Annotated in this window: 16 protein-coding genes and 2 pseudogenes; 2 read left to right on the top strand and 16 right to left on the bottom strand. The window is 49.3% G+C overall.

What is annotated here, in order from left to right; all coding sequences use genetic code 11:
• Positions 1 to 221: 221 nt before the first annotated feature.
• The 8 genes from cysQ (ELY38_RS14205) to ELY38_RS14170 form a co-directional block, all read right to left on the bottom strand.
• Positions 222 to 980: a 3'(2'),5'-bisphosphate nucleotidase CysQ gene (gene cysQ / locus ELY38_RS14205; RefSeq protein WP_127062914.1), complete on the bottom strand. Its 759-nt coding sequence runs from the start codon at positions 978 to 980 to the stop codon at positions 222 to 224.
• 83 nt (positions 981 to 1063) lie between these two features.
• A complete protein-coding gene (locus tag ELY38_RS14200) occupies positions 1064 to 1918 on the bottom strand; it encodes a UTP--glucose-1-phosphate uridylyltransferase (RefSeq protein WP_127062913.1) in 855 nt (284 codons plus the stop codon).
• Positions 1919 to 1942: 24 nt separating this feature from the next.
• Complete coding sequence (gene pgi, locus ELY38_RS14195) at positions 1943 to 3616, bottom strand: glucose-6-phosphate isomerase (protein WP_127062912.1); 1674 nt, start codon at positions 3614 to 3616, stop codon at positions 1943 to 1945.
• A 385-nt stretch (positions 3617 to 4001) separates the two neighbouring features.
• Positions 4002 to 5579, bottom strand: coding sequence for a phosphoglucomutase (alpha-D-glucose-1,6-bisphosphate-dependent) (pgm, locus tag ELY38_RS14190; protein ID WP_127062911.1), 1578 nt, complete (start codon positions 5577 to 5579; stop codon positions 4002 to 4004).
• A 317-nt stretch (positions 5580 to 5896) separates the two neighbouring features.
• Positions 5897 to 6670 (bottom strand): 3'(2'),5'-bisphosphate nucleotidase CysQ, encoded by a 774-nt coding sequence (cysQ, locus tag ELY38_RS14185; RefSeq protein ID WP_127062910.1) that lies wholly within the window; start codon positions 6668 to 6670, stop codon positions 5897 to 5899.
• A gap of 106 nt (positions 6671 to 6776) precedes the next feature.
• Positions 6777 to 8681 (bottom strand): sulfate adenylyltransferase subunit CysN, encoded by a 1905-nt coding sequence (gene cysN / locus ELY38_RS14180; protein ID WP_127062909.1) that lies wholly within the window; start codon positions 8679 to 8681, stop codon positions 6777 to 6779.
• On the bottom strand, positions 8681 to 9583 hold the full coding sequence (cysD, locus tag ELY38_RS14175; protein ID WP_127062908.1) for a sulfate adenylyltransferase subunit CysD: 903 nt from the start codon (positions 9581 to 9583) through the stop codon (positions 8681 to 8683). The genes cysN and cysD overlap by 1 nt, the downstream gene beginning before the upstream one ends.
• A 197-nt stretch (positions 9584 to 9780) precedes the next feature.
• Complete coding sequence (locus tag ELY38_RS14170) at positions 9781 to 10506, bottom strand: helix-turn-helix domain-containing protein (protein ID WP_127062907.1); 726 nt, start codon at positions 10504 to 10506, stop codon at positions 9781 to 9783.
• Positions 10507 to 10691: 185 nt separating this feature from the next.
• On the opposite strand from ELY38_RS14170, the gene ELY38_RS14165 reads away from it, so the two are divergent.
• Positions 10692 to 12419, top strand: a complete 1728-nt coding sequence (locus ELY38_RS14165) for an SLC13 family permease (protein WP_127062906.1) — start codon at positions 10692 to 10694, stop codon at positions 12417 to 12419.
• Positions 12420 to 12631: 212 nt separating this feature from the next.
• Here the strand turns inward: ELY38_RS14165 and ELY38_RS14160 are convergent, their stop codons facing one another.
• The 4 genes from ELY38_RS14160 to ELY38_RS19720 form a co-directional block, all read right to left on the bottom strand.
• Positions 12632 to 13690 carry a glycosyltransferase family protein gene (locus ELY38_RS14160; protein ID WP_127062905.1) on the bottom strand — a complete coding sequence of 353 codons (1059 nt, stop codon included), beginning with the start codon at positions 13688 to 13690 and terminating at the stop codon, positions 12632 to 12634.
• A 16-nt stretch (positions 13691 to 13706) separates the two neighbouring features.
• Positions 13707 to 15890 carry a glycosyltransferase family 2 protein gene (locus ELY38_RS14155; RefSeq protein ID WP_222845164.1) on the bottom strand — a complete coding sequence of 728 codons (2184 nt, stop codon included), beginning with the start codon at positions 15888 to 15890 and terminating at the stop codon, positions 13707 to 13709.
• A 76-nt stretch (positions 15891 to 15966) separates the two neighbouring features.
• Positions 15967 to 17307 carry a hypothetical protein gene (locus ELY38_RS14150; protein ID WP_127062904.1) on the bottom strand — a complete coding sequence of 447 codons (1341 nt, stop codon included), beginning with the start codon at positions 17305 to 17307 and terminating at the stop codon, positions 15967 to 15969.
• Between the two features lie 196 nt (positions 17308 to 17503).
• A complete protein-coding gene (locus ELY38_RS19720) occupies positions 17504 to 17605 on the bottom strand; it encodes an integrase core domain-containing protein (RefSeq protein ID WP_127062903.1) in 102 nt (33 codons plus the stop codon).
• A 101-nt stretch (positions 17606 to 17706) separates the two neighbouring features.
• On the opposite strand from ELY38_RS19720, the pseudogene ELY38_RS14140 reads away from it, so the two are divergent.
• Positions 17707 to 18116, top strand: a pseudogene (locus tag ELY38_RS14140) (transposase); the annotation flags it as partial.
• Positions 18117 to 18348: 232 nt separating this feature from the next.
• On the opposite strand, the pseudogene ELY38_RS14135 reads toward ELY38_RS14140, so the two are convergent.
• The 4 genes and pseudogenes from ELY38_RS14135 to ELY38_RS14120 all read right to left on the bottom strand — a co-directional run.
• Positions 18349 to 18567: pseudogene (locus tag ELY38_RS14135) on the bottom strand (transposase); the annotation flags it as partial.
• A gap of 406 nt (positions 18568 to 18973) precedes the next feature.
• The gene (locus ELY38_RS14130; RefSeq protein WP_127062901.1) at positions 18974 to 20146 is read right to left on the bottom strand and encodes a hypothetical protein; all 1173 of its coding nucleotides are present in this window, start codon (positions 20144 to 20146) and stop codon (positions 18974 to 18976) included.
• Between the two features lie 2 nt (positions 20147 to 20148).
• Positions 20149 to 21480: a glycosyltransferase gene (locus ELY38_RS14125; RefSeq protein WP_185858992.1), complete on the bottom strand. Its 1332-nt coding sequence runs from the start codon at positions 21478 to 21480 to the stop codon at positions 20149 to 20151.
• A gap of 111 nt (positions 21481 to 21591) precedes the next feature.
• Positions 21592 to 21866 (bottom strand): integrase core domain-containing protein (locus ELY38_RS14120; protein ID WP_148113540.1); only part of this gene is annotated, 275 nt, incomplete at its 5' end.

Below are 21866 nucleotides of genomic sequence, written 5' to 3'. Positions count from 1 at the left end.
CGTTTGCGCCCCACCACCCAACCCCGGCAGCGCTTGGCGCGCTGCTCCCGCGGGTGCGCCTGGCGGCTTACCACGCGCTACGGGTCATCGCATTACGCAAAACACGTGCAAGGCACATGTTCTAATGATGCTTGAACCCGTAGCGCGTGGTAACGAATCTCGCGAGGCACGAGCAAATAAGACACCCGCGGGCGGCGGCTACACAAGAGACATTTGCGGTGTTAATGCCCCCATGCAACAAACTCGGGGTTAAGGGTTTCGTTGGGGTTAGCATAACTTAGCGGCGTGCCGACCATGGTCACCACTCGCCCGCCCGCTTGTTCAACCACCACTTGGGCGGCGGCGGTATCCCATAGACTGGTGGGGCCTAAACGCGGATACACATCGGCGCTTCCTTCGGCGATGAGGCCAAACTTCAACGAGCTGCCCACGAGGCGCGTCTCATGCGGGCCTAACTGCTTTAACCAGCGCTCCAAATGGGGGTTAGCATGGTAACGGCTACGCATCACACGCCAGTGACTTCCTTTATCTGGCTTACCGGCAACATGGATAACCTGTCGTCCGGACTCATCAACCCTGAATGCCCCTACCCCTTTGGCTGCGATATACGCCACGTTAAATACCGGCGCCAGCACGACGCCCAGTATCGGCTTGCCGTTCTCAATAAGCGCGATATTTACAGTAAATTCATCGTTACGCTTCACGAACTCTTTCGTGCCATCTAACGGGTCAACCAGCCAGTAACGCCCTTGAGAATCAGAGCCTGCAAAACTCTCACCCCCTTCTTCAGAAAGAATAGGAATCGATTCTGGAAGCGCTTTGAGTCCGTCTAGAATAACTTGATTCGCTGCATTATCCGCAGCGGTTACCGGGCTGTTATCGGCTTTGATATCAACTTCAAAATCCTGGGCATAAATACGCAGGATTGCCTCGCCCGCCTCGCGAGCAATATCCAGCACCTGGGCCAGCAAGTGATCCATAAAATCCCTAATGTTAAAGCGATGGTGAAAAAGCAAGAAGCCGCCTACTAGGGCGGCTTCTTGGTCACGCTACCGGGCAGCTTTTAGAGATTATACCCGGCCTCACGCGCCAGGGTATTATTCGCCTGCAGCCATCCTTCAATATGACCACAATCAAAGGTGCGCCCCTGCATACGGAATGCCTGAACCTGCTGGCCTTCCTGCATCAAACGGTCAATCGCATCGGTCAGCTGGATTTCATTACCGGCACCGGGGGGCTGGTCACGCAATAGCTCCATAATCCGGTACGGCAGAATGTAGCGGCCAATGACCGACAGCCGCGAAGGCGCTTCTTCGGGCTTGGGTTTTTCAACTACGCCACGCATATCGGCACTTTCACCTGCGCTGGGCTCGTCGCAATCCACAATGCCATAACGGTAAACGTCTTCTTGCGGCACCGCTTCCACCATGATTTGAGCGGCATTGCTGGCGTCCCAAAGCTCCACCATACGGCCTAAATCACATGTATTACCATCAGCCTGAGGCTTCACCAGTACATCCGGCAGAATAACCGCAAACGGCTCGTCTTTGCCCAGTAAATGCGCAGCACAGAAAACAGCATGACCCAGGCCCTGTGCATTTGGCTGACGAACACTGGTAATTTTAAGTTCAGGCGGGGCGATAGCCGCAAGCGTTTCCAGCAAAGCATCTTTGCCTTTACTGGCCAGCGAATCTTCAAGCTCGGCATGGGCATCAAAATGATCTTCAATAGCCGATTTCCCTGTACGAGTCACCAGCACAATTTCATTAATACCAGCTGCCAATGCCTCTTCTACCACATGCTGAATAAGCGGGCGGTCAACGACAGGCACCATTTCCTTGGGAATTGCCTTACTGATCGGCAATAACCGCGTACCAAAACCGGCGACTGGAATAATCGCTTTGCGTACTTGGGTCATTCCTTGCTTCCTTATTTCGTTACGTTACTGGCGCCACTCGTTAATCTTACACAGCAGCTGTTCTGTACTGGGGTCTTTTACATTGTTATGGGCAAGCGTTTCACCTGCAAGCATTTCATAGAGGCTGGTGGCCAATTGCTTGCCAAGCTCCACCCCTGGTTGATCAAATGGATTGAGGTTCCAAAGCACTGATTGCACGAACACCTTGTGCTCATAAAGCGCTAGCAGCGCACCAATGCTCCATGGGTTTAGTTCCTGCAATAACAGTAGCGAATTAGGGTGATTACCACGATACCCTTGTGCCATATGACCACGAAGGGAGACAGGAATAGCATCATCGCCCAGCGCGAAAAGCTGCGATTGCGCCAGACAGTTGGCAAGCGTCAGTTGCTCTTGGGCACATAACGCTCTACTTACCTCATCAGTTGCCACAACATCACGCTTGGCAACGGCTACAAAGTCAGCACTTACTGTATGCCCACCCTGATGCAGCAGCTGATAGAACGCATGCTGCGCATTAGGCCCAACATCACCCCACATGATCGGGCATGTGGCATGGTTAACGGAGCGCCCATCCAGACCCACGCTCTTACCGTTGGACTCCATCTCAAGCTGCTGCAGATACGCAGACAAACTCTTCAACCGGCCATCATAGGGAAGTACCGCATGTGTCGGAATATTCAAAAACTGACAGTTCCAGGCACCCACCAGTGCCAGCAAGGTAGGTAAATTCTCCTCTAGCGGGGCATCCAGGAAGTGCTGATCCATGGCATGAGCGCCCGCTAAAAGCGCATTAAACTGCTCCATACCCAGTTGCATGGCCACGCTTACCCCAATGGGCGACCAAAGCGAAAAACGCCCGCCAATCCAGTCCTTAAATACCAGCTGGTGTGCTTCAGGAATGCCAAACGCCGTCATTTTTTCAGGCTTGGATGACACCCCAACCAGCTGGTGATGGCAGATAGTGGATATATCTATTTCCAACGCCTCGCTTAGCCAAGCAAGCGCCGTTCGCACGTTAAATTGAGTATCAGCGGTGGTAAAGGACTTGGAGGCTAAAACCAGAAGTGTAGTGGCAGGGTTTAAGCGCTCCATCAAAGGCAAGAGCTGGGCGCCGTCCATGGTAGAAACATAATGGACTCTGACCTTTTCATGACTTGGACGATCGGCCAGCGCTTCACTGATCAGTTTTGGCCCTAGATCAGAGCCACCAACACCAATATGCACCACATCAGTAATGGCTTGCCCTGTTGCCCCAAACCAGCGCCCCTCATGTACACGCGAAACCATGCCAGCTAAGCGCAACTGTTGCTGCTGGCAAAACGTGGCCGCTGCTTCCATGCCTTTCGGCGGCGTTTTATGTTTAGGCCAGCGGGCAGCCATATGAAGCGCTTCGCGGCGCTCAGAGATATTCACCTTTTGCCCTGAAAAAAGCGCCTGGCGCTTTTCTTTCACACCGCAGCTATGTGCCCAATCAATCAATAGTTTAAGTGTGTGGGGAGTAATCCGCTGCTTGCTGACATCCAAATGCAGTGAGCCGAACGTGAACGCTAAGGCGCTCGCGCGCTGCTGGGCGGATGATGAATCGCATCCCAGCAAATCGCTCAACGAGTGCGCCTGGAGCTGCTCAGCGTGAGCATATAATGCGTTAACCGGCGAATAAGTGCGGGGAGACCGAGAGAGCGTTGATGAGTTCATAATTTCATCCCTGAAAGGAAAGGCCAACTGACTCAACCATTGGGTTAAAGCAAGCTTTACGCCACTTTCTAACATTGTTTACATAGCTTTACAATATATCTAATCAGTAAGCTTTCGTAGGCACAAATGTTAAAGATACATAGCGCATTATAATTAACAGGCCGGCGCCCCTCCGTAGCACCAGTGGCAAAAATAAACATATATCATCAAATCGCCACTAAAATGCGATACTGTGGCGCAGAGCTTCTGTTACAGATATATATTTTACTTACCAAACATTACAATATTTATACATACCCCCTTTAAATAACACCGCAAGCCCTCGTGACGCGAGACCCCGCATGGGAGGCCCCACGTGTATGATGGCGTAACCACCCTTGCTACCTTATTCTTTTAATACGCTTGAAAGCAGTGTGCCAGCGCTTTCAATCAATTCATCTAAATGCCCAGAACCCTTGAAGCTTTCGGCATACACTTTATAAAGCGATTCCGTACCACTGGGGCGTGCCGCAAACCAGCCGTTTTCTGTGGTTACTTTAATCCCCCCAATGCTTGCTCCATTACCGGGCGCCGCGACCAGTACGGCAGTGATTGCATCGCCAGCCAATTCCTGGGCGGTAACACTTTCACTATTAAGCTTTTTGAATGCTGCCTTTTCTTCGGGCGTGCACGGGGTATCCACGCGTTTATAGAAAGGTTCGCCAAAGCGCTGCGTTAACTCGCGGTAATACATGCTGGGTGTTTTTCCCGTTACCGCCAGAATTTCGGCCGCAAGCAGACAAAGCGCAATGCCATCTTTATCGGTCGACCATGCCTTCCCGTTACGAGTCAGAAGACTGGCGCCCGCACTCTCCTCGCCACCAAACGCCAACCAACCTTCATGAAGCCCCCCCACAAACCACTTAAAGCCTACGGGCACTTCATAAAGCTCACGCCCGTGAGAAGCCACTACCCGATCGATCATGGAAGAGGATACGAGTGTCTTACCAACCTTAAGCGACGCCGCCCACTCAGGCCGATGGCTCATTAAATAATCGATACACACGGCTAGAAAGTGGTTGGGGTTCATCAAGCCGTTGGCGTCCACAATGCCGTGGCGGTCGGCATCCGGGTCGTTGCCAAATGCTATGTCGAAGCGATCCTTGATGTTTAACAGGTTCGCCATGGCCGCCGAGCTTGAGCAATCCATACGGATTTTGCCATCGTGATCCGGCGGCATGAAGGCAAACGCCCCGTCAACCTCGATGTTGACCACTTCCAGGGCAAGCTCATAGTGTTTCGCAACCGCCTGCCATACCGGCAGAGCAGTGCCACCCATCGGGTCTGCGCCTAAGATTAAACCTGCACGCTGAATGGCCTGCATATCCACTACATTACTGAGGTCAGCGACATAGTGTGCGGTAAAATCGTATTCTTGTGCATGGGCAAGCGCCTCTTCCACAGAGACAAGCGACACATCGCCAAGCTCACGCAACAGATACGCATTGGCGCGCAGCTCTATCCAAGAAGTGGCATCCGTATCTGCCGGACCGCCGTGGGAGGGGTTGTATTTGATGCCGCCATCTTCAGGCGGGTTGTGCGAAGGCGTAATAATCAACCCATCAGCTAACGCCGGATTGGAGGCGTTGTGCCGCAAAATGGCATGGCTAACCAAGGGTGTTGCGGTATAGCCGTGATCTTTTTCAACCAATACCGGCACGTTATTAGCTGCCAATACCTGTAGCGCGCACTCCCAAGCAGGCCTGGAAAGCGCATGGGTATCAAAGCCAAGAAAAAGCGGTCCTTGATAGCCTGCCTCAATACGGTAATCCACCACGGCCTGGGTAATAGCAATAATATGCGCAGCGTTAAAGGTACGCTCGGCCGCACGGCCCCGGTGACCAGAGGTGCCAAATGACACCCGCTCGCGGGCTACATTGGCATTGGGGGTTTCATCAAAAAATGCGTTCACGATAGCTTCCATACATATAGCTCCCTTGTAAAACTTAATCACCACCCTGCTGAGCCTGCCAAGCCATATGGGCGATTGCTTGTAGGTTATTCAATAACTACGGTAAACCAGCCTGCCACGCTGCGGGAGAATCTTCCACCAACAAGCCATTCTCACCGTGACGAACCACTCACGTACAAGGGTAGCGGTTTGAATAAATACCCACGCCCCTATTGCAGCAATATTCAAAATCCAATAAACGACTTACCCTGATTAAACCGGATTTACAAAAGCAGCGCCACGCCTGCCTCGCCGTGTGTAGTGGCGAATGCATCAAAGTATTTGAGCCTTTAATATCCCCATACAATAAAGTAAGGATTCAGCTTTTCACCAGGCGTCGCGTAGCTAAGCGGTGCGCCTTCCAGCGTTTCTACTTTTCCCCCTGCCTGGAGTACTATCGCGTGAGCGGCACCGGTATCCCATAAACAAGTGGGGCCTAAACGAGGGTAAGCATCGGCCTTGCCTTCTGCTACCAAACATAGCTTAAGTGAACTACCCATAGGCAGCATCTCATGCTTACCCAGTTTTTCTAACCACGCGGCCAGGTCGGGGCTTGGGTGAGAACGGCTGCCGACTACGCGCCAGGTAGCCTCTGCGCCTGGCTTACCCGCCACTTCAATCGCATGGCGCTGGCCGTCAGCTTCAATCTTAAACGCGCCCAGGCCTTCGGCAGCCACGTACGCCACACCCAACGCTGGCGCGGTAACAACCCCCAAAACCGGTTTACCCTGTTCAATCAAGGCAATATTAACGGTGAACTCACCATTACGCTTGATGAATTCTTTGGTACCGTCCAATGGATCAACTAACCAATAGCGACCATCGCTATCCACGCCCGTAAAGCCATCTGCATCTTCTTCCGATAGAATGGGAAGGGTGACAGGAAGCGACTGTAAACCACGCATAATCACATCATGGGCGGCTTTATCAGCTTCGGTCAGAGGGCTTTTATCTTCTTTTTCTTCGACGCTAAACTCGCGGGCATAAACGCTCATAATGGCATCACCCGCTTCGCGGGCAATACGTTCAACGGCATCCAATAGTGTTTGATCAATAAGCGCCATCTTTTAATCCTTCCATAAGACCCAGCCCCTAAGACCTAGCCCTTGCATAAAAAAAGCTGTCAAGCCAAGGCAACGTAGCCCTTACCTGACAGCTCAAGCATTCAATTTAATTGATCATTCCGCGTTCACGCAGTGCTGCAATAACGGTATCAGCTGCCTCTTCCGCATTCATCTCAGATGTTTTCAAATGAACATCCGGCGCTTCAGGGGCTTCGTAGGCAGAATCAATACCGGTGAAGTTTTTCAGCTCCCCACGGCGGGCCTTTTTGTACAGCCCTTTAGGGTCACGCGCTTCAACGACATCCAGCGGTGCATCGACAAAAATTTCGATGAATTCGCCTTCCTCCAACAAATCTCGCGCTAACTGGCGCTCGCTACGGAAGGGTGAAATAAATGCCGACATGACAATCAACCCGGCATCGACCATCAGCTTTGCGGTTTCCGCAACACGGCGCACGTTTTCTACGCGGTCGGCATCCGTGAAGCCCAAATCACGGTTTAGGCCATGGCGCACATTATCGCCATCCAGCAAATAGGTATGCTGCCCGCTACTGAACAGTTTCTTCTCAACCAAATTCGCAATAGTCGACTTACCCGCGCCAGAAAGGCCCGTGAACCAAAGCACCGCGGGCTTTTGCCCTTTCGCTAACGCACGTGCCTGCTTATCAATATCCACATGCTGCATATGAATATTTTGGCTACGACGAAGCGCAAAGTGGAGCATTCCCGCGCCTACCGTATTGTTTGTCATACGGTCGATCAGAATGAAGCCGCCGGTATCCTGGTTGTCTTTATAAGCATCAAAGGCAACGGCGCGGTTAAGGCTGATGGTACATACCCCAATGCCGTTCAAGTCCAGCTGCTTACCGGCCATGTGTTCCAGGGTATTTACGTTCACCTGATACTTGATATCGGTCACGGTCGCAGAAACCGTCTGGGTGCCTATTTTCATTAAATAAGGGCGGCCTGGTAATAACGGCGCCTCATGCATCCAGACTAACGTTGTTTCAAATTGATCAGCCGTGTGAGCGGGCTGTTCCACGCCGGAAATCACGTCGCCACGGGAAATATCAATTTCGTCTTCCAACAGTAGCGTAATCGACTGCCCTGCCACTGCTTCATCTAAATCACCATCAAAGGTGTAAATACGCGAAACAGTGCTGGTGTTACCCGAAGGCTGCACGCGAATCTGGTCGCCCGGGCGAATCACGCCGCTGGCAATCATCCCGGTAAAACCGCGGAAATCCAGGTTGGGACGATTGACCCACTGCACCGGCATGCGGAAAGGTGAGCGCTGAAGATGCTCTGCATCAAGCTCGACCGTTTCCAGATAGCCCAGCAGCGTAGTGCCGTGGTACCACGGCATTTTGGCGCTGTGCTCAATGACGTTATCGCCCTTCAGTGCCGACATGGGAATGAAGGTGATATTTTCCAAACCGAGCTGTTTGGCAAAGGCACGGTACTCTTCGACGATTTCATCAAAACGCGCTTTGGAGTAATCGACCAGATCCATCTTGTTAATAGCAACCACCAAATGGCGCATTCCCATTAACGACATCAAAAAGCTATGGCGGCGGGTTTGGGTCAAGATACCGTGGCGCGCATCAACCATCAAAATAGCGGCATCGGCAGTAGAAGCCCCCGTGACCATGTTACGGGTGTACTGCTCGTGCCCTGGGGTATCCGCCACAATAAACTTACGCTTTTCGGTCGAGAAGAACCGATACGCCACATCAATGGTGATGCCCTGCTCGCGCTCAGCAGCCAAGCCATCCACCAGCAGCGCAAAATCCATTTCGCCGCCCTGGGTGCCGTACTTTTTCGAGTCGGCTTCAATCGCTGCCAGCTGGTCTTCGAACAGCAGCTTCGATTCAAACAGTAAACGGCCAATCAGCGTACTTTTACCGTCATCAACGCTTCCGCACGTAATAAAGCGCAGTAAGCCCTTATGCTCGTGGTTTTTTAGATAACCTTCGATATCATCAGCAATCAGGTCAGATGAGTGAGACATTAAAAATACCCCTCTTGCTTCTTCTTCTCCATGGAGGCCGCGCTGTCGTTATCAATCACTCGACCCTGGCGTTCCGATGTTTTGGTCAGCAGCATTTCTTGAATAATCGCCGGTAGCGTATCGGCGTCAGACTCAACGGCACCCGTAAGCGGATAGCACCCCAAGGTGCGAAAACGCACTTTACGCATCATGGGCACTTCACCTGGCTCTAGCGGCATACGCTCATCGTCCACCATGATCAGCGCGCCATCGCGCTCAACCACTGGACGCTCGGCGGCGTAATAAAGCGGCACAATAGGGATATTTTGCAGATGGATGTACTGCCATATATCCAACTCGGTCCAGTTGGATATCGGGAAGACGCGAATCGACTCTTTGGGATGCTTACGCGTGTTATAGAGCTTCCATAACTCCGGGCGCTGGTTTTTCGGATCCCAGCGATGCTGCGCTGTACGGAACGAAAAAATACGCTCTTTAGCGCGGGATTTCTCCTCATCCCGCCGGGCGCCGCCAAAGGCCGCATCAAAGCCGTACTTGTCCAACGCCTGCTTCAACCCCTCTGTTTTCATCACATCGGTATGAATGGCCGAGCCATGCGTAAACGGGTTGATATCTTTCTCAATGCCTTCCGGGTTGATATGTACCAGCAAATCCATACCAATCTCTTCCGCCATCTTGTCGCGGAATTCATACATGGCGCGGAACTTCCAGCGTGTATCAACGTGCAATAGCGGAAACGGCGGAGGCGAAGGCGCAAATGCTTTACGTGCCAAGTGCAGCATAACCGCCGAATCTTTACCGACGGAATAGAGCATTACCGGGTTTTCAGTCTCGGCGACCACTTCGCGCATGATCTGAATGCTTTCCGCTTCCAGTCGTTGCAAATGGGTGAGTGATGTCATCATCTGTCCCAACGTAAGGTGAAAAGTAAGTTCTCAAGTGCAGGCTTTGTACGAAAACTGCTTGCGCTCGACCATACGGCGTTAAAAATCAGCTCGTGCGCGAGTCCGATCAAAATACTCATTTACACACGTAAACTCCGCTTTTTCGCTGATTTTTGCCTTTTCTGGCCTTCGCTCAGCAACTTTTCGCACAAACCCTAGGAAGCCACACTGCTATCGGCAGGTACTTGCACTAACCAAAACATCGTCTGTTGCGCCAACCAAGCCGTAACTTCCGGACTGGCTGAAAACCAAGCGCCATGAAACACCAAGGCGACAGGCCCTTTACTACTCAGTGCCCCCATAGCGGTTAAATAATCACTCGCTACGGGCGGATGCTGATAACAGCGCATCCATAACCGGCCACGCGGACCATGCAAATAGAGCTGGTAAACCAACCGATGTGGATGCGCCACTTTGCGTACACCGCCCTGCCAACGCTGCTCGGCCTGCTCCAGTTTGGCAAACAGGGGAGCAACCGATTGCCGATACCACCGCCCCCGCTGCGAACGTTGTTTAGCCAACGCCTCTAACGGCCATGGCTCGTGCTTTAATCTTTCACTTTCCCACCAGTGCTCAATAGCACGCTGGGTTAGCTCAACGCCGTGCTCATCGCGTAAGTAAGCAGCCAGGCCGGCACTGTTCCAACCGGGCTGATCAGCGGCAGGCCCGGCATAAAGCGCATCCCAAAGCAGTTGCTGAACAGTGGCATCCAGTACGTTTGCCTGCCCCTTCAACCGTCCGCGAGGCCGCACCGGCACTGCCGCCCAGCCACCCTCACGAAACGCCTTCCAAGCCGCCGATACCGTAGGGGCAGAAAGCCCGGTTCGCTGGCTTACCGCTGCCACCGTCAACCCATCCAAACGCAATTTCACGGCGAGCATACGGCGCTCATTGAGCTTTTCAGGCGATAAATGTTTAATACTCAAAATTAAAGTTAATTACCTGAAATTAAAGAAGTTATAAAAAATAAATATTGCTTAAAAATACAATAAATAGACACTATCATAAAAGCTTGCGTAAAATCCAGAGAGTAAGTTACATATTTTAACACTTGTAAGGACCTACCATGATCCCTTGGGCCGTTCTGTCTTCCATCGCCCTATTGTTAGCGTTGCTAATTAGTGGGCGCGTTAAGCCCGCCATCGCCTTTGTCACTTTAGCCGGGATTTTTTTGCTGCTCGGTTTTGTCGATACCACCACCTTGCTTACGCAATACACTAACCCAGCGCTCGCCACGTTATTACTGCTGCTGCTGGTGTCATTAGCTCTTGAACGCTCTCCCCTGCTGGACTGGCTATCGCGCCACTTGTTAAAGGGCCACCCGCGGCTTGCCACGGCACGTTTAATGGGTAGCACGGCGGTGCTCTCTGCGTTTTTAAATAACACGGCGGTGGTCGCCGCCTTTTTAGGGGCTATTTCACGCCAGCAGCGCATCGCCCCCTCTCGGCTGTTAATCCCGCTTTCTTATGCATCCATTTTGGGCGGCATTACCACGCTGGTTGGCACTTCCACCAATCTCGTGGTGAATTCGTTTAATTTAAGCGCCAGTGGCAGTGAGCTAGGTATGTTCCAGTTCAGCCTGGTGGGTGTGCCGGTAGCGCTGATAACCCTGTGCGTACTGATGTGGCGCGCTAACGCCCTGCCGCACCACCAGCTGGAAGACACTAAAGAAAAGCTCTCGTACTTCTTGGCCGCCGATTTGGAAGCGGACTCGCCCATGATCGGCAAAACCATTGAAGAAAACGGCCTGCGCAGCCTGGATGGGCTCTATTTACTTGAAATAGAGCGCCAAGGGCGGCTAATTAGCCCCGTGGCACCCGGTGAGCAACTGTTGGCTAACGACACGCTGGTATTCACAGGAGAAGTGGGCAAAGTGCAAGCCCTGCAGCGCTTTCCGGGGCTGCAACTCTTTGGTCATCAAGCCGATAACCTGCTGGCGACCAACCTGGTAGAAGTGGTGATTTCCCACGAATCCGAGCTTTCAGGTAAAACCTTGCAGGACGTGGATTTTAGGAGCATGTTCAGTGCGGGGGTGGTGGGTATACGGCGGGGGGAAAAACGTTTGGAGGGGCAATTAGGAAAAATACCGCTTCGCGTGGGGGACTGTTTGCTGCTAGCGGTAAGTGCTGACTTCCGTCAGCATCGTAACCTGGACCGCAACTTCCATTTGCTAAGCGGCAGTTTTACCAGGCCGCCTTTGAGTACCAAGGAAAGCCTCTTCACCATGGGAGGGTTTTCAGCAGTGATCGGCCTGGCCACGGCTAATGTGCTGCCACTCTTTCACGGGCTGCTAATACTGTTAGGCGGGCTACTGCTAATGAAAGTGCTCAGCCTGGCGGAGCTACGCCGCCGTTTTCCGTTTGAACTATGGCTTATTATCGGTTCGGCGTTAGCCATTGCCCAAGCGCTGGAAAACTCAGGGGCAGCCGGCCTTTTAGCCAGTGGCATGCAATACCTGTTCAGCGGTTACGGTATTTATGCCGCCTTTATTGGTTGCTACCTGCTAACGCTTGTACTCACAGAAACGGTGACCAATAACGCTGCCGCCGCACTGGCATTTCCCGTCGCGTGGAGCACCGCCAACGCTTTTGGCGCCGACCCACTGCCCTTTGTCATGGCCGTGGCGTATGGCGCCAGTGCGTGCTTTTTCATTCCGTTTGGCTATCAAACGCACTTGATGGTGTACTCGCCCGGCCGTTACCGCATCACTGACTTTTTAAGAATTGGCTTGCCGGTTAGCGTGGTCTATTCAGCGGCGGTGCTGTTAATTACACCGTGGGTGTTTCCGTTTTAGGCGAAGGGTGAAGGTGAGGAGAATAGGTCTTGTAGCGCGTGGTAACGAATCTCGCGAGGTACGAGCGAATGAGGCACCCGCGGGAAGCGGCGGAACGGCGCTTTATGGCACCTAACCATCCCTGGCAATGCTACGCGATGCTCTCGTAGGTGCGCTCGCTTACCTATCATGCACTACGAAGTTAGCTGCAGCGCACCGTACGCAATTGAAGATTAAAAATCCTTTGCCTGTCGCGATTGCCAAAACGTTATCGCTTTCTGCGGGTTACCAACATTTAAGGCATCACGCGCCGCCTGGCTTGCCATTTTAGCGGTCGCTTCGGGGTTATTGAGAAGCCGATTTAAACCTGCTTGCCATTCTTCAAGGGAATCGCCCACCAACAAACCATTTTCGCCATGGCGCACTACCTCCGTATAGGGGTAGCGATTGGAGTAGATGCCTACCCCGCCCATGGCAGCAATATCCAGAAACTTGATAAACGACTTACCCTGGTTGAACGGCGTTGCAAGCAGCGGCGCCAAGCCAATGTGCAAGCGGTGCAGGCGTTGGTACTGCTGAAAAGCCTGCCAGGGTAACGGTGCTGGGCTTTTTACCCGTGGCAACGTCGCCAAACGCTTGGGAGTATGCTGGCCCAGCATTATCTCAAGCTCAGTATCACTACGTTGCTGTTGCAGTGCTTCCAAGGAAGGCGCGATATGCAGTAGATCCTGCAGATGCGCCCGCGTACCGTGAAAGCCTATTTGCCAAGGTGATTGTGTAGAAGGGAAAGCGGCAAAGTGTTCATGGCCTGGCAATGGCGCTAACAAAGGAGGAGTTAGCACTGAAACATTGGGGTGGCGTGGGGTAAAGTAGCTTGCGAGTTGATCGCTACATGTCACCACTTCATCGGCCAAGGCCAGCAAGCGCGGCTGAAGGCTAGCGATGCCCGCCATACGTTTGCGGTAAGCGCCGGGGAGTGTGGTATCAAGGGCGGCAGCGGCAATATCGTCATCAATTAAATAGGCAATATAACCAAAAGCGTTACGGTTGCGCTCTAACCAGCGCAGCCAGCCAAGCGGCAAGGAGCGGCAAAGCAGCAGGTTGGCCTCTTGATAGCGGCGCAGAAAAGAGCGGCCATGCATGAACGCCGCGCCTAATGAGTGTGAAGCAACCTCCCGGTTAACCGTTGCACCCTGCTGGCGCAAAACAGGCGCGGCCGATTCCAGAAAATAAATATCTTCCGTTGGACGCCCCCCATCGCTAAGCACTACCCACTGTGCTTCACTTCTCACGCCTTACTCCTCACACTTATCTTAATGAAAAGTCCTCATGCACTAGCGTTAGATTAGGGTTATAGGCGGGGTCGTTATCTAACTTCTCTGCCCAAGTTTTGCGCATGTAGGCGACTTCCCCTGCTGCGCGAGCTCGCTTCTTAGCGTTGTCGTCAGCGCCGCGAGAGATAGATTCATGATGATAAAGCTCAGCGTAGGGCGTCCACAGATTACGGTAGCCTGCCTCACGCACCTTCAAACAAAAATCTACATCATTAAACGCTACTGCCAAACGCTCTTCATTCAGCCCCTCCACCTCGTTGAATATTTCCTTGCGAACAAGTAAGCAGGCGGCGGTAACAGCAGATAAATTATGTGCAATATGCAACCGAGTGAAATAACCAATCGCATGGCGGGTAAAGTATTTATGCGCATGCCCAGCCACACCGCCAATGCCTAAAATAACGCCTGCATGTTGAATTGTATCGTTTGGGTAATAGAGCTTAGCACCCACACAGCCAATTTCTGGACGGCTTGCCTGTCTCACCATTTCGGTTAGCCAATCCGAGTTGATAGGTTCTATATCGTTATTCACCAAACCAATAATGTCACCATTGGCATGCTGCGCACCGAAATTGTTAATAGCGGAATAGTTAAACGGCTGCTCCCAACGCAATACACGTACCCGAGAATCCTGCTCGGCTACCTTATCCATGTAAGCCAATGTTTTCAGACAGGTACTTTGGTTATCCAGAATCAACAGTTCGAAATTGCGGTAATCGGTACGCGATAGAATGGCATCTACACACGGCTTCAATATTTCAACACGATCCCGAGTGGGTACTAACAAGCTCACTAGTGGCTCAGGGGTGGGTACCGGCCAACGAACACGGTAGGTATTAGCAAACTCCCCATGCTCAACCTTAGCACCAGGGTGGCGGATAGCGACATGATCAGCAACGGCGTTAAGCCCAGCCTGGGAGGTATAATCCTTTTGCCCACTATTCAGTGCGGTGGAACCTTCCGCCGCCCGCCAGTGATAAAGCACTTTAGGTACGCGTACTATCTGTTCGGGACGCAAGTGAGCACTTACCCGAAGCACCAGGTCGTGATCCTGGCTACCTTCAAATCCTTCACGGAAACCGCCAACTTCTTTTACTAATGCGGTTTCATACATACCCAAATGGGAAATATAATTTTGAGCCAGTAACAGATCAGGGTTCCAATCCGGCTTAAAGTGCGGGTCAAACCGCTGCCCACCCTCATCTAGCTTATCTTCATCGCTGTATAACAGCCTTGCCTGAGGCTGCTGATTAAGCGCTGCGACCATTTCCAATAGCGCTTCTTGTGCCAGGCAGTCGTCATGATCTAGCAGTGCGATGTATTCGCCTTCAGCAAGCCCCAGTGCACTATTACTAGCAGCACAAATATGCCCATTCTGTGCACGGGTAACGACATGTACACGGCGGTCTTGCTCTACGTAATCGGCTAACAGTGCTGACACGTCTGGATCAGTAGAAGCATCATCGGCAATACAGAGCTGCCAATGTGGATACGCTTGGCCCAATACGGAATCCAAGCAACTTTTTAAGTGCTCAAGCGGCGGGTTATAAACGGGCACAAGCACTGATACCAGCGGCTTAAAGGTAAGCTCATCCAAGGTAGCTGCTAGTTCGGCCTTGCTAGGCTTGGCCTGCCCCCTGATCCAATCATTATAGCTACGCTGCACCGAAAACCGTTCAAACGTCGCTTCGTAGGTTTCCAGGGCAATGTCACGCCATGAGCGCCCCGATTCAACCGATTGATCTTTAAGTGCCTTGATTACCTGACGCTTAGGTACGTTGCGCCACTTATAATGCATATTGGCCAAACGCTGTGCCAATCGGTCGTGGGCGAACCAAGGGGTCAACCAAACAAAACGTAGGTGGCGAATAGTAAATTGCCCTTCACTTTCCAGCGGGTCTAAACGAAGTGTTTTGACCCCAAAAGGCATCCAGAAAAGCCGCTTGGTAATACGCCCACTTTTTAATGGTAGGTAAACACTTGCTTCTTGTTCAAAACCTTTGCCACGGTTAAAAAAGAGCTTCACCGCTGCACTGGGCTGATCATGGTCAATCGCCACTTCCAGCATTTGCCAGCCGGGTAGAAGTCGGGCTTTGGGCAGGGTAAATTGTGGGTCTTCGTCTATAGCTTGCCATTCGAACTCTTCATGAGCTGACAACTTAACTAGATCACATCGTGGCTTAACTGAAGGGGATATAGTAAACAAATGTTTAACTCTTTATAAATAAAAAATCTTAAAGAATATTTTTTTCAGCAATTTTTTTCAGGCGCAGTTTGATTTGTTTTATGCCTTCCCCATTGGGTCTCTTCTGCTGGGCTAATTCAATAACCTCAAGCGCTTCCTTGATGCAGCCCGCGCGTTCAAGTATCAAGGCAGTTTCACGCAAGTAATCGGCGGCCTGTGCTTTAGAGCTAGCTAAAATCTTGAGGGCACTTTCCGGCAAAAGAGTCTCGGTGGGTGCGGGCTCAACAAAGTCGATATTTAATAATTCTAACAGTTTCAGGAAAGCATAATCTTTTTTACCCTTCCCCCTCAATTGTAAAGCTTGATTTTTGACTTCAAAATAAATATCAGGAATCTCGTTACGCAGAGCCTGCAATGGATTAATTAAATTTATATCATCACTACTTTGATGCTTATCCTCTGCCGAAAACGTGGTTGCTTCTTTTAACTCAGGAAAACGAGCTTTAACTTCTTCCATTTGTTGTAAGAGATGAGATGATAACTCTTTTAATAATACAGCTGGAATATCACTTATCTGATAAGGCGTTTCATTGAGCGCTTTATCTGAGTACCCTTGTAAGCACCAATCGACTTGATGGGCATAGGATTCCGGCAATTCAGGTAAAACCGTATTTAAAAGTCGCTTCACTTCTAAGGCAGATTTTACATAGCTACGGTTCGTAACAGAAACTTCACCGACCATACGCTTAGCGGCTTTTTCAGACACACCTAACGCTTTTAAAAAAGAAAGTTCTATAGGCGCACCGTGACCTGGAGCTCGGTAGGGTAAGAAAATGCAATTTTCATCGCCAAACTCATCTGCCCAGTTGCAGAAGGGCTTACCCACTAAATGAGGAGTTGGTTGGCTTAACATTTCTGGTATAGCCTGATTAAGGCGCTTGGTCATCATATGACGTTTGATGCCTTGGTTATGGTTACCAAGCATGTAATCAAGCGGATGGCGTAGGAAGCCAACAACTTTAACCTTCAAGCCCCTGCATGATTGAGCCATTTGTTTATGTAGCCCATAAAAAGCTTCTGCAGATAAAATCAAGGTTAGATTTTTACTTTTAGCAACTTCCAACCATTCCAGTAGACGGCTATTCGCCACCTTAACGTTACCATTAATTAAAGCACCAGCTACTTGGGTATGACCACCTGAAACGCCGTTTTTATCCAAGGGGTGATCAGGATAATAAAACCCTAGAGATTCTAAACTTTTTTTATTCAAAGAGCAAAAACGCTGAATCGCAGAGGAACCCGTTTTGGGAGCGCCAATGTGTAAAACAACATCGTAACAATCTGCCAACGTTCTACTTACTAAAAACTGCGAGAATTTCTTTTTGATCATATAAAAACCTGGCATTATAATGCATTAACAAGAGAAGAAATCAACTTTTATAAAAGTTCAGCCATAACTATATTTATTACAAATAATATCAAGTAAGGTACAAAACCCAACTTATCTTAAAAAAATTAAAACTATTAGAAATTTAAAATCAAAGGAAATCTCACTCGATCAGTAAGATTCCCACACTATACGCTCTTTAAGCATACTCAGCAGGTGGCAGACAATTGAATGAACTGTGAGGGCGAACGTGATTGTAATGGTTTCGCCACGCTTCAATTTCCGTTTTCTTCTCATCCATCGTTCTAAACTAGTGACGGTTTAGGCATTCGCTCCGAAATTTACCGCTTAGAGCACGTTTCAAAACCTTGAAGGAAGTTACCTCATTTGCAGCCTGAGCGTATGACTTCAAAGATTGCTTCAGACGAACTCTGGGCCATTGTTGAACCTCTGTTACCCACGCCTCAGGTCGGCGCTCGTGGCGGCAGGCCACCTATATCCAATCGCGCTGCGCTGACAGGCATTATTTTCGTCCTTCGTTCAGGCATTCCATGGCGTATGTTACCGCAGGAAATGGGGTGCGGTTCAGGCGTGACCTGCTGGCGACGATTGCGGGATTGGCAGCAAGCTGGCGTATGGGAACACCTACACCAAACGCTCTTACAGCAACTACATAACGCTGACCGACTTAATTGGTCGAGAGCTTGCATGGACAGTGCTACCGTGTCAGCCAAAAAAGAAGCGGCTATCGACCCCAACCAGACAGACAGTGGCCACCCAGACCCAAACGACATTTGCTGACGGATAGCCAGGTACCCGGTAATCCCCCCATTTTTTAACGGGGTTCAAAAGTAGAGCCTAGCCCACCATGGCCAACTTCTGTTGAGGAGTAATCCCTTCGAGTCCCATATTGGTTCACTCGTAATTGTAGTGCCAGAGCCAGTGAATGGCGTAATCTTGAACTTCTTCGGTGCTGTCGAACAGATACTGTGCCCTTTACCACTTTTTTTCGATGGCTTCCTTGAGAATGTCCGACTTGAGTCACTCTTCGGCGTACATTTTCTTGAGCCGGCGGTTCTCGTCCTCCGGCTCTTTCAAACGAGCCATTATGGGCGCATCCATGCCATCGAATTTGGCGCGCCATTTGTAAAAGCTGGCACTGCTCATACCGTGTTCGCGACACATTTCCGGAACCGGTACGCCATTCTCGGCTTGTTTGAGTATCGACAGGATCTGGCTGTCGAAAAAACGTGGCTTTTTCATGCAGAATCTCCCTGCGTTTAGCTTACGGAAAATTCTACTTTTGAGAACCGCTTTTTTCGGGGGGATTACCCCCGTTAACCAGGCTTAGAAAAAATTTTAGTCAGCTCATCATTTAGTTTTTTAAAACATAAAACCTTTAACTTTATAATATTTTACAGCTACTAAATCTTCCTAAATAATTCTGTATATCTTGACTCATTTTGTCACCTTATTACATCTTCTTTTTTTGAGTAATCGGTCATTGAAAACGCCAATTTTTTAGCTTTTATTTCTACATATTTTTAACGCAATAGAACAATTTTAGTGTTGAATTGCCACCTTCACAAACCATAAAAATATACAACGTATATAGTTATACATCTTTGCAAATCTGTATTTCTGCACTACTAGCATTCAATACTTCTTGTTATGTGCTTTTAAATTCGTTACTCTTCCAAATCTGCGCCACAAAAGATAAAAGCTTTTCTTTTTCATATAACCTAAGCATATCTTTATAGTTTTGATAGATTTTACGACTTTCAATTGGCAGAGTTATACTAATGCCATTTAGAACTATCTTTTTATCGTAGATTGGTATGATATGACTCAACAAAATAAACACAGATTCGTCAACATCGTTGAAATAACTTTCATCCTCAGGGTATTTTAAAAAGCGAGGAAAAAACAATTTACTTTTGCTTAAATATTTTTTAGCTACTTGATTGTTTGACTCTTCGAATTGGTGATAAAAATCTTCAGCACTTTTTCTTTTTATTGTTGCGCCTTTACCAGGGAATATTTTTTCCATGCATTCAGCTATATTTTTTCTGTAACCAGTTGGTTTATCACCTTCGAATCTTGGCAAGTATTTATTCAACTCTCCGAGCAACTCTAATCCTTCAAGGGACAAAGATTCGTTTTCTTTTTCTATAGATATAAGGTTATTATTGCGTAAACCTGTTGTGTACATATAGTCTTTAATCAAGTCATTATCGTAAAGATTTTCTCTATCAAACAATCTTATTTCTAAGTTTTTGCTACCAAATACGTGCCTCCACTTTTCCAACATCACAAAATAGTTATAATAGTGGTTATTCGAATCTACTTTCGGAAGTGGTGACTTTGGCAAACCACCCAATTTCATATCAGTACTGTAAAGAGATAACGCGACCTCATGCTGGGGTCTTAAGTAACATAAAACCTGAAAATCTTGTACATAGGGTGAAAGCAACTTTTTAACTTTTTCAATTGCTGGAATGCCATGTAATCGGCTATGAAAATTTTCACAACTAATGTGTAGTGTTCGGCCACCCTCAAGTGAATTGAACTCCTGCTCAATCTCATTCTCTAGCTTCCTTCTAAAGCTATAAAGCTCTTCTTTATTAGAAACACCCGATATTAATCTTAAATCATCGTAGACATCTTCGTGTCTGCTATAAACAACCAAGTAATAGTGGCTACCTCTACAAGGACCTAATGATTTAGGATAATAGTGACCTTGATCTATTAGTGCTTCTCTATTTTTTTCTAGAAACCGTTGTATAGTGGTGGATCCTGTTTTCTCTATACCTATATGAAGGACGCATTTTTTAAACTTCATGACTAAACCTTTACTATATCAATTAATTTTTCTTTCCACGACTCATAAAAATTTGCTAATGAGTAATCTTTTGCACGATTGTACGGTTTTATTCGATCGTTATTATTATTTATCATTATTTCAATGGCCTCAGCCAGTGATTGGACGCTATCCACTAATAAACCTTCTTGCTCAGGGCGGATAATTTCATTTGGCCCATTACAATGCTTGAATCCAATTACGGGAAGACCATAAGAAAGGGCTTCTAACAAGGTAACGGGCAAGCCTTCAAAATCAGAGGCTAATACAAAGAAATCCGCCCGCTGATAGACCTTTTCGATCTCGCTGGTATTACCCATCAGGAAGACAATGTCTTCCACGTTCTGCTGCTGTATTTGTTGCATTAACGAATTTCGAAGCTCACCTTCTCCGTAAATCTCTACACGATGGCCTGTTCCGCGCAGGTTTTCCTGCACTAAGCTGACCGCCTCAATCAGGCTGTCGAAGCGCTTCTGCGGCACAAGCCGGCCTACGCTCACAATTAGTTTCTCGCGGTTCTCCAGGTTTATTTGATTCGGTATTTCTACCCCATTCGGAATGGTAATTACTTTGTCATGCAAATGTTTTGGAACGGATTCAATATATTTATTGAGTAGAAAATGAATGGCATCTACTTTCTCGAAACAAGCCACCCGCTTTTCATGGTTCCACCATAGCTCCTCAATCTTCCATGGGTCATTATGCTCAGACGCAATAATTGTAACGCCAGTATTCTGCGCAGCTTCCACTATCGGCTCAAACAACCACTCCGAGAGCATCGGCACAAACACATCTATATGATCATGTGTCAGCGCATAATTGAGGGCTTTTACTGAAGTGTCCAGCTTGTGCTCATCGAAGATTGGCACTACCCGAACGCTTTCATAAAGCGGGTAGATCGACGTAGATCGCTGATGCACTCGACAATAAATGGTGACTTGCCAGCCGTTTTCCACCATGTGGTTCGCCAACTGCGCGGCCAGTCGTTCAATACCACCACGAGAAAAAGTCATGCCATGCACATAAAACGCTACATGCGACTGTTGCTGAAACCAACGCGCAGCAGCCTTCAGACCTGACTTGTCGTAGCATTCCAGCAGTTTGCGCCCCGGGTGCTTGTGCTGAAAGCGCTGCCATTCATGATCAATAGCCGTGAAAGCCTTCTTGATCATGCGTCGGTTAACGGCAAAGTGCTCCACCACATAACGGGTAATCGCTTCCCGCTCGGCGAAATAGACCTCGGTACCTTCTACCTTATGTACCTGAGATGCCGAGTGACGGCGGAAAAAGTTACGAGTAGTCACGTCATAAGCCATTTTTCCACCCTTTAGACACTCTAGGTAGATAAGCCAGTCACCACACATTTTGAAGTCCTGTGCGGTTGTCAGGGTAATCCCCCCATTTTCAGAGGGTTTCAAAAGTAGAGTTCAGACCACAGCGGCCAGTTTCTGTTGAGGGGTGATCCCTCCAAGCCCCATATTAGGGCGCTCGTGATTGTAGTGCCAGAGCCAACGAGTGGCGTAATCCTGAACCTCTTCGGTACTTTCAAACAGGTATTGGGCTAACCAGTCATAGCGCACCGTTCGATTGTAGCGTTCTATATAAGCATTCTGCTGGGGTTTTCCTGGCTGGATAAACATCAGCTGAATACCTTGACCTTCCGCCCATGCCGATAACTTACCACTGATATATTCTGGCCCGT

It is taken from the genome of Vreelandella nanhaiensis (assembly GCF_003990185.1).
Taxonomy (GTDB): domain Bacteria; phylum Pseudomonadota; class Gammaproteobacteria; order Pseudomonadales; family Halomonadaceae; genus Vreelandella; species Vreelandella nanhaiensis.
Note: the sequence above shows the minus strand (reverse complement) of the source record. Positions and strands in the feature narration are given on the sequence as shown.

What these genes read in the sequence shown, in the direction of transcription:
- cysQ (WP_127062914.1), bottom strand. Translation starts at nt 980, where the DNA reads ATGGATCACTTGCTGGCCCAGGTGCTGGATATTGCTCGCGAGGCGGGC.
- pgi (WP_127062912.1), bottom strand. Translation starts at nt 3,616, where the DNA reads ATGAACTCATCAACGCTCTCTCGGTCTCCCCGCACTTATTCGCCGGTT.
- ELY38_RS14200 (WP_127062913.1), bottom strand. Translation starts at nt 1,918, where the DNA reads ATGACCCAAGTACGCAAAGCGATTATTCCAGTCGCCGGTTTTGGTACG.
- ELY38_RS14150 (WP_127062904.1), bottom strand. Translation starts at nt 17,307, where the DNA reads ATGATCAAAAAGAAATTCTCGCAGTTTTTAGTAAGTAGAACGTTGGCA.
- pgm (WP_127062911.1), bottom strand. Translation starts at nt 5,579, where the DNA reads ATGGAAGCTATCGTGAACGCATTTTTTGATGAAACCCCCAATGCCAAT.
- cysN (WP_127062909.1), bottom strand. Translation starts at nt 8,681, where the DNA reads ATGTCTCACTCATCTGACCTGATTGCTGATGATATCGAAGGTTATCTA.
- ELY38_RS14130 (WP_127062901.1), bottom strand. Translation starts at nt 20,146, where the DNA reads ATGAAGTTTAAAAAATGCGTCCTTCATATAGGTATAGAGAAAACAGGA.
- cysD (WP_127062908.1), bottom strand. Translation starts at nt 9,583, where the DNA reads ATGACATCACTCACCCATTTGCAACGACTGGAAGCGGAAAGCATTCAG.
- ELY38_RS14170 (WP_127062907.1), bottom strand. Translation starts at nt 10,506, where the DNA reads ATGCTCGCCGTGAAATTGCGTTTGGATGGGTTGACGGTGGCAGCGGTA.
- cysQ (WP_127062910.1), bottom strand. Translation starts at nt 6,670, where the DNA reads ATGGCGCTTATTGATCAAACACTATTGGATGCCGTTGAACGTATTGCC.
- ELY38_RS14125 (WP_185858992.1), bottom strand. Translation starts at nt 21,480, where the DNA reads ATGGCTTATGACGTGACTACTCGTAACTTTTTCCGCCGTCACTCGGCA.
- ELY38_RS19720 (WP_127062903.1), bottom strand. Translation starts at nt 17,605, where the DNA reads ATGGATGAGAAGAAAACGGAAATTGAAGCGTGGCGAAACCATTACAAT.
- ELY38_RS14165 (WP_127062906.1), top strand. Translation starts at nt 10,692, where the DNA reads ATGATCCCTTGGGCCGTTCTGTCTTCCATCGCCCTATTGTTAGCGTTG.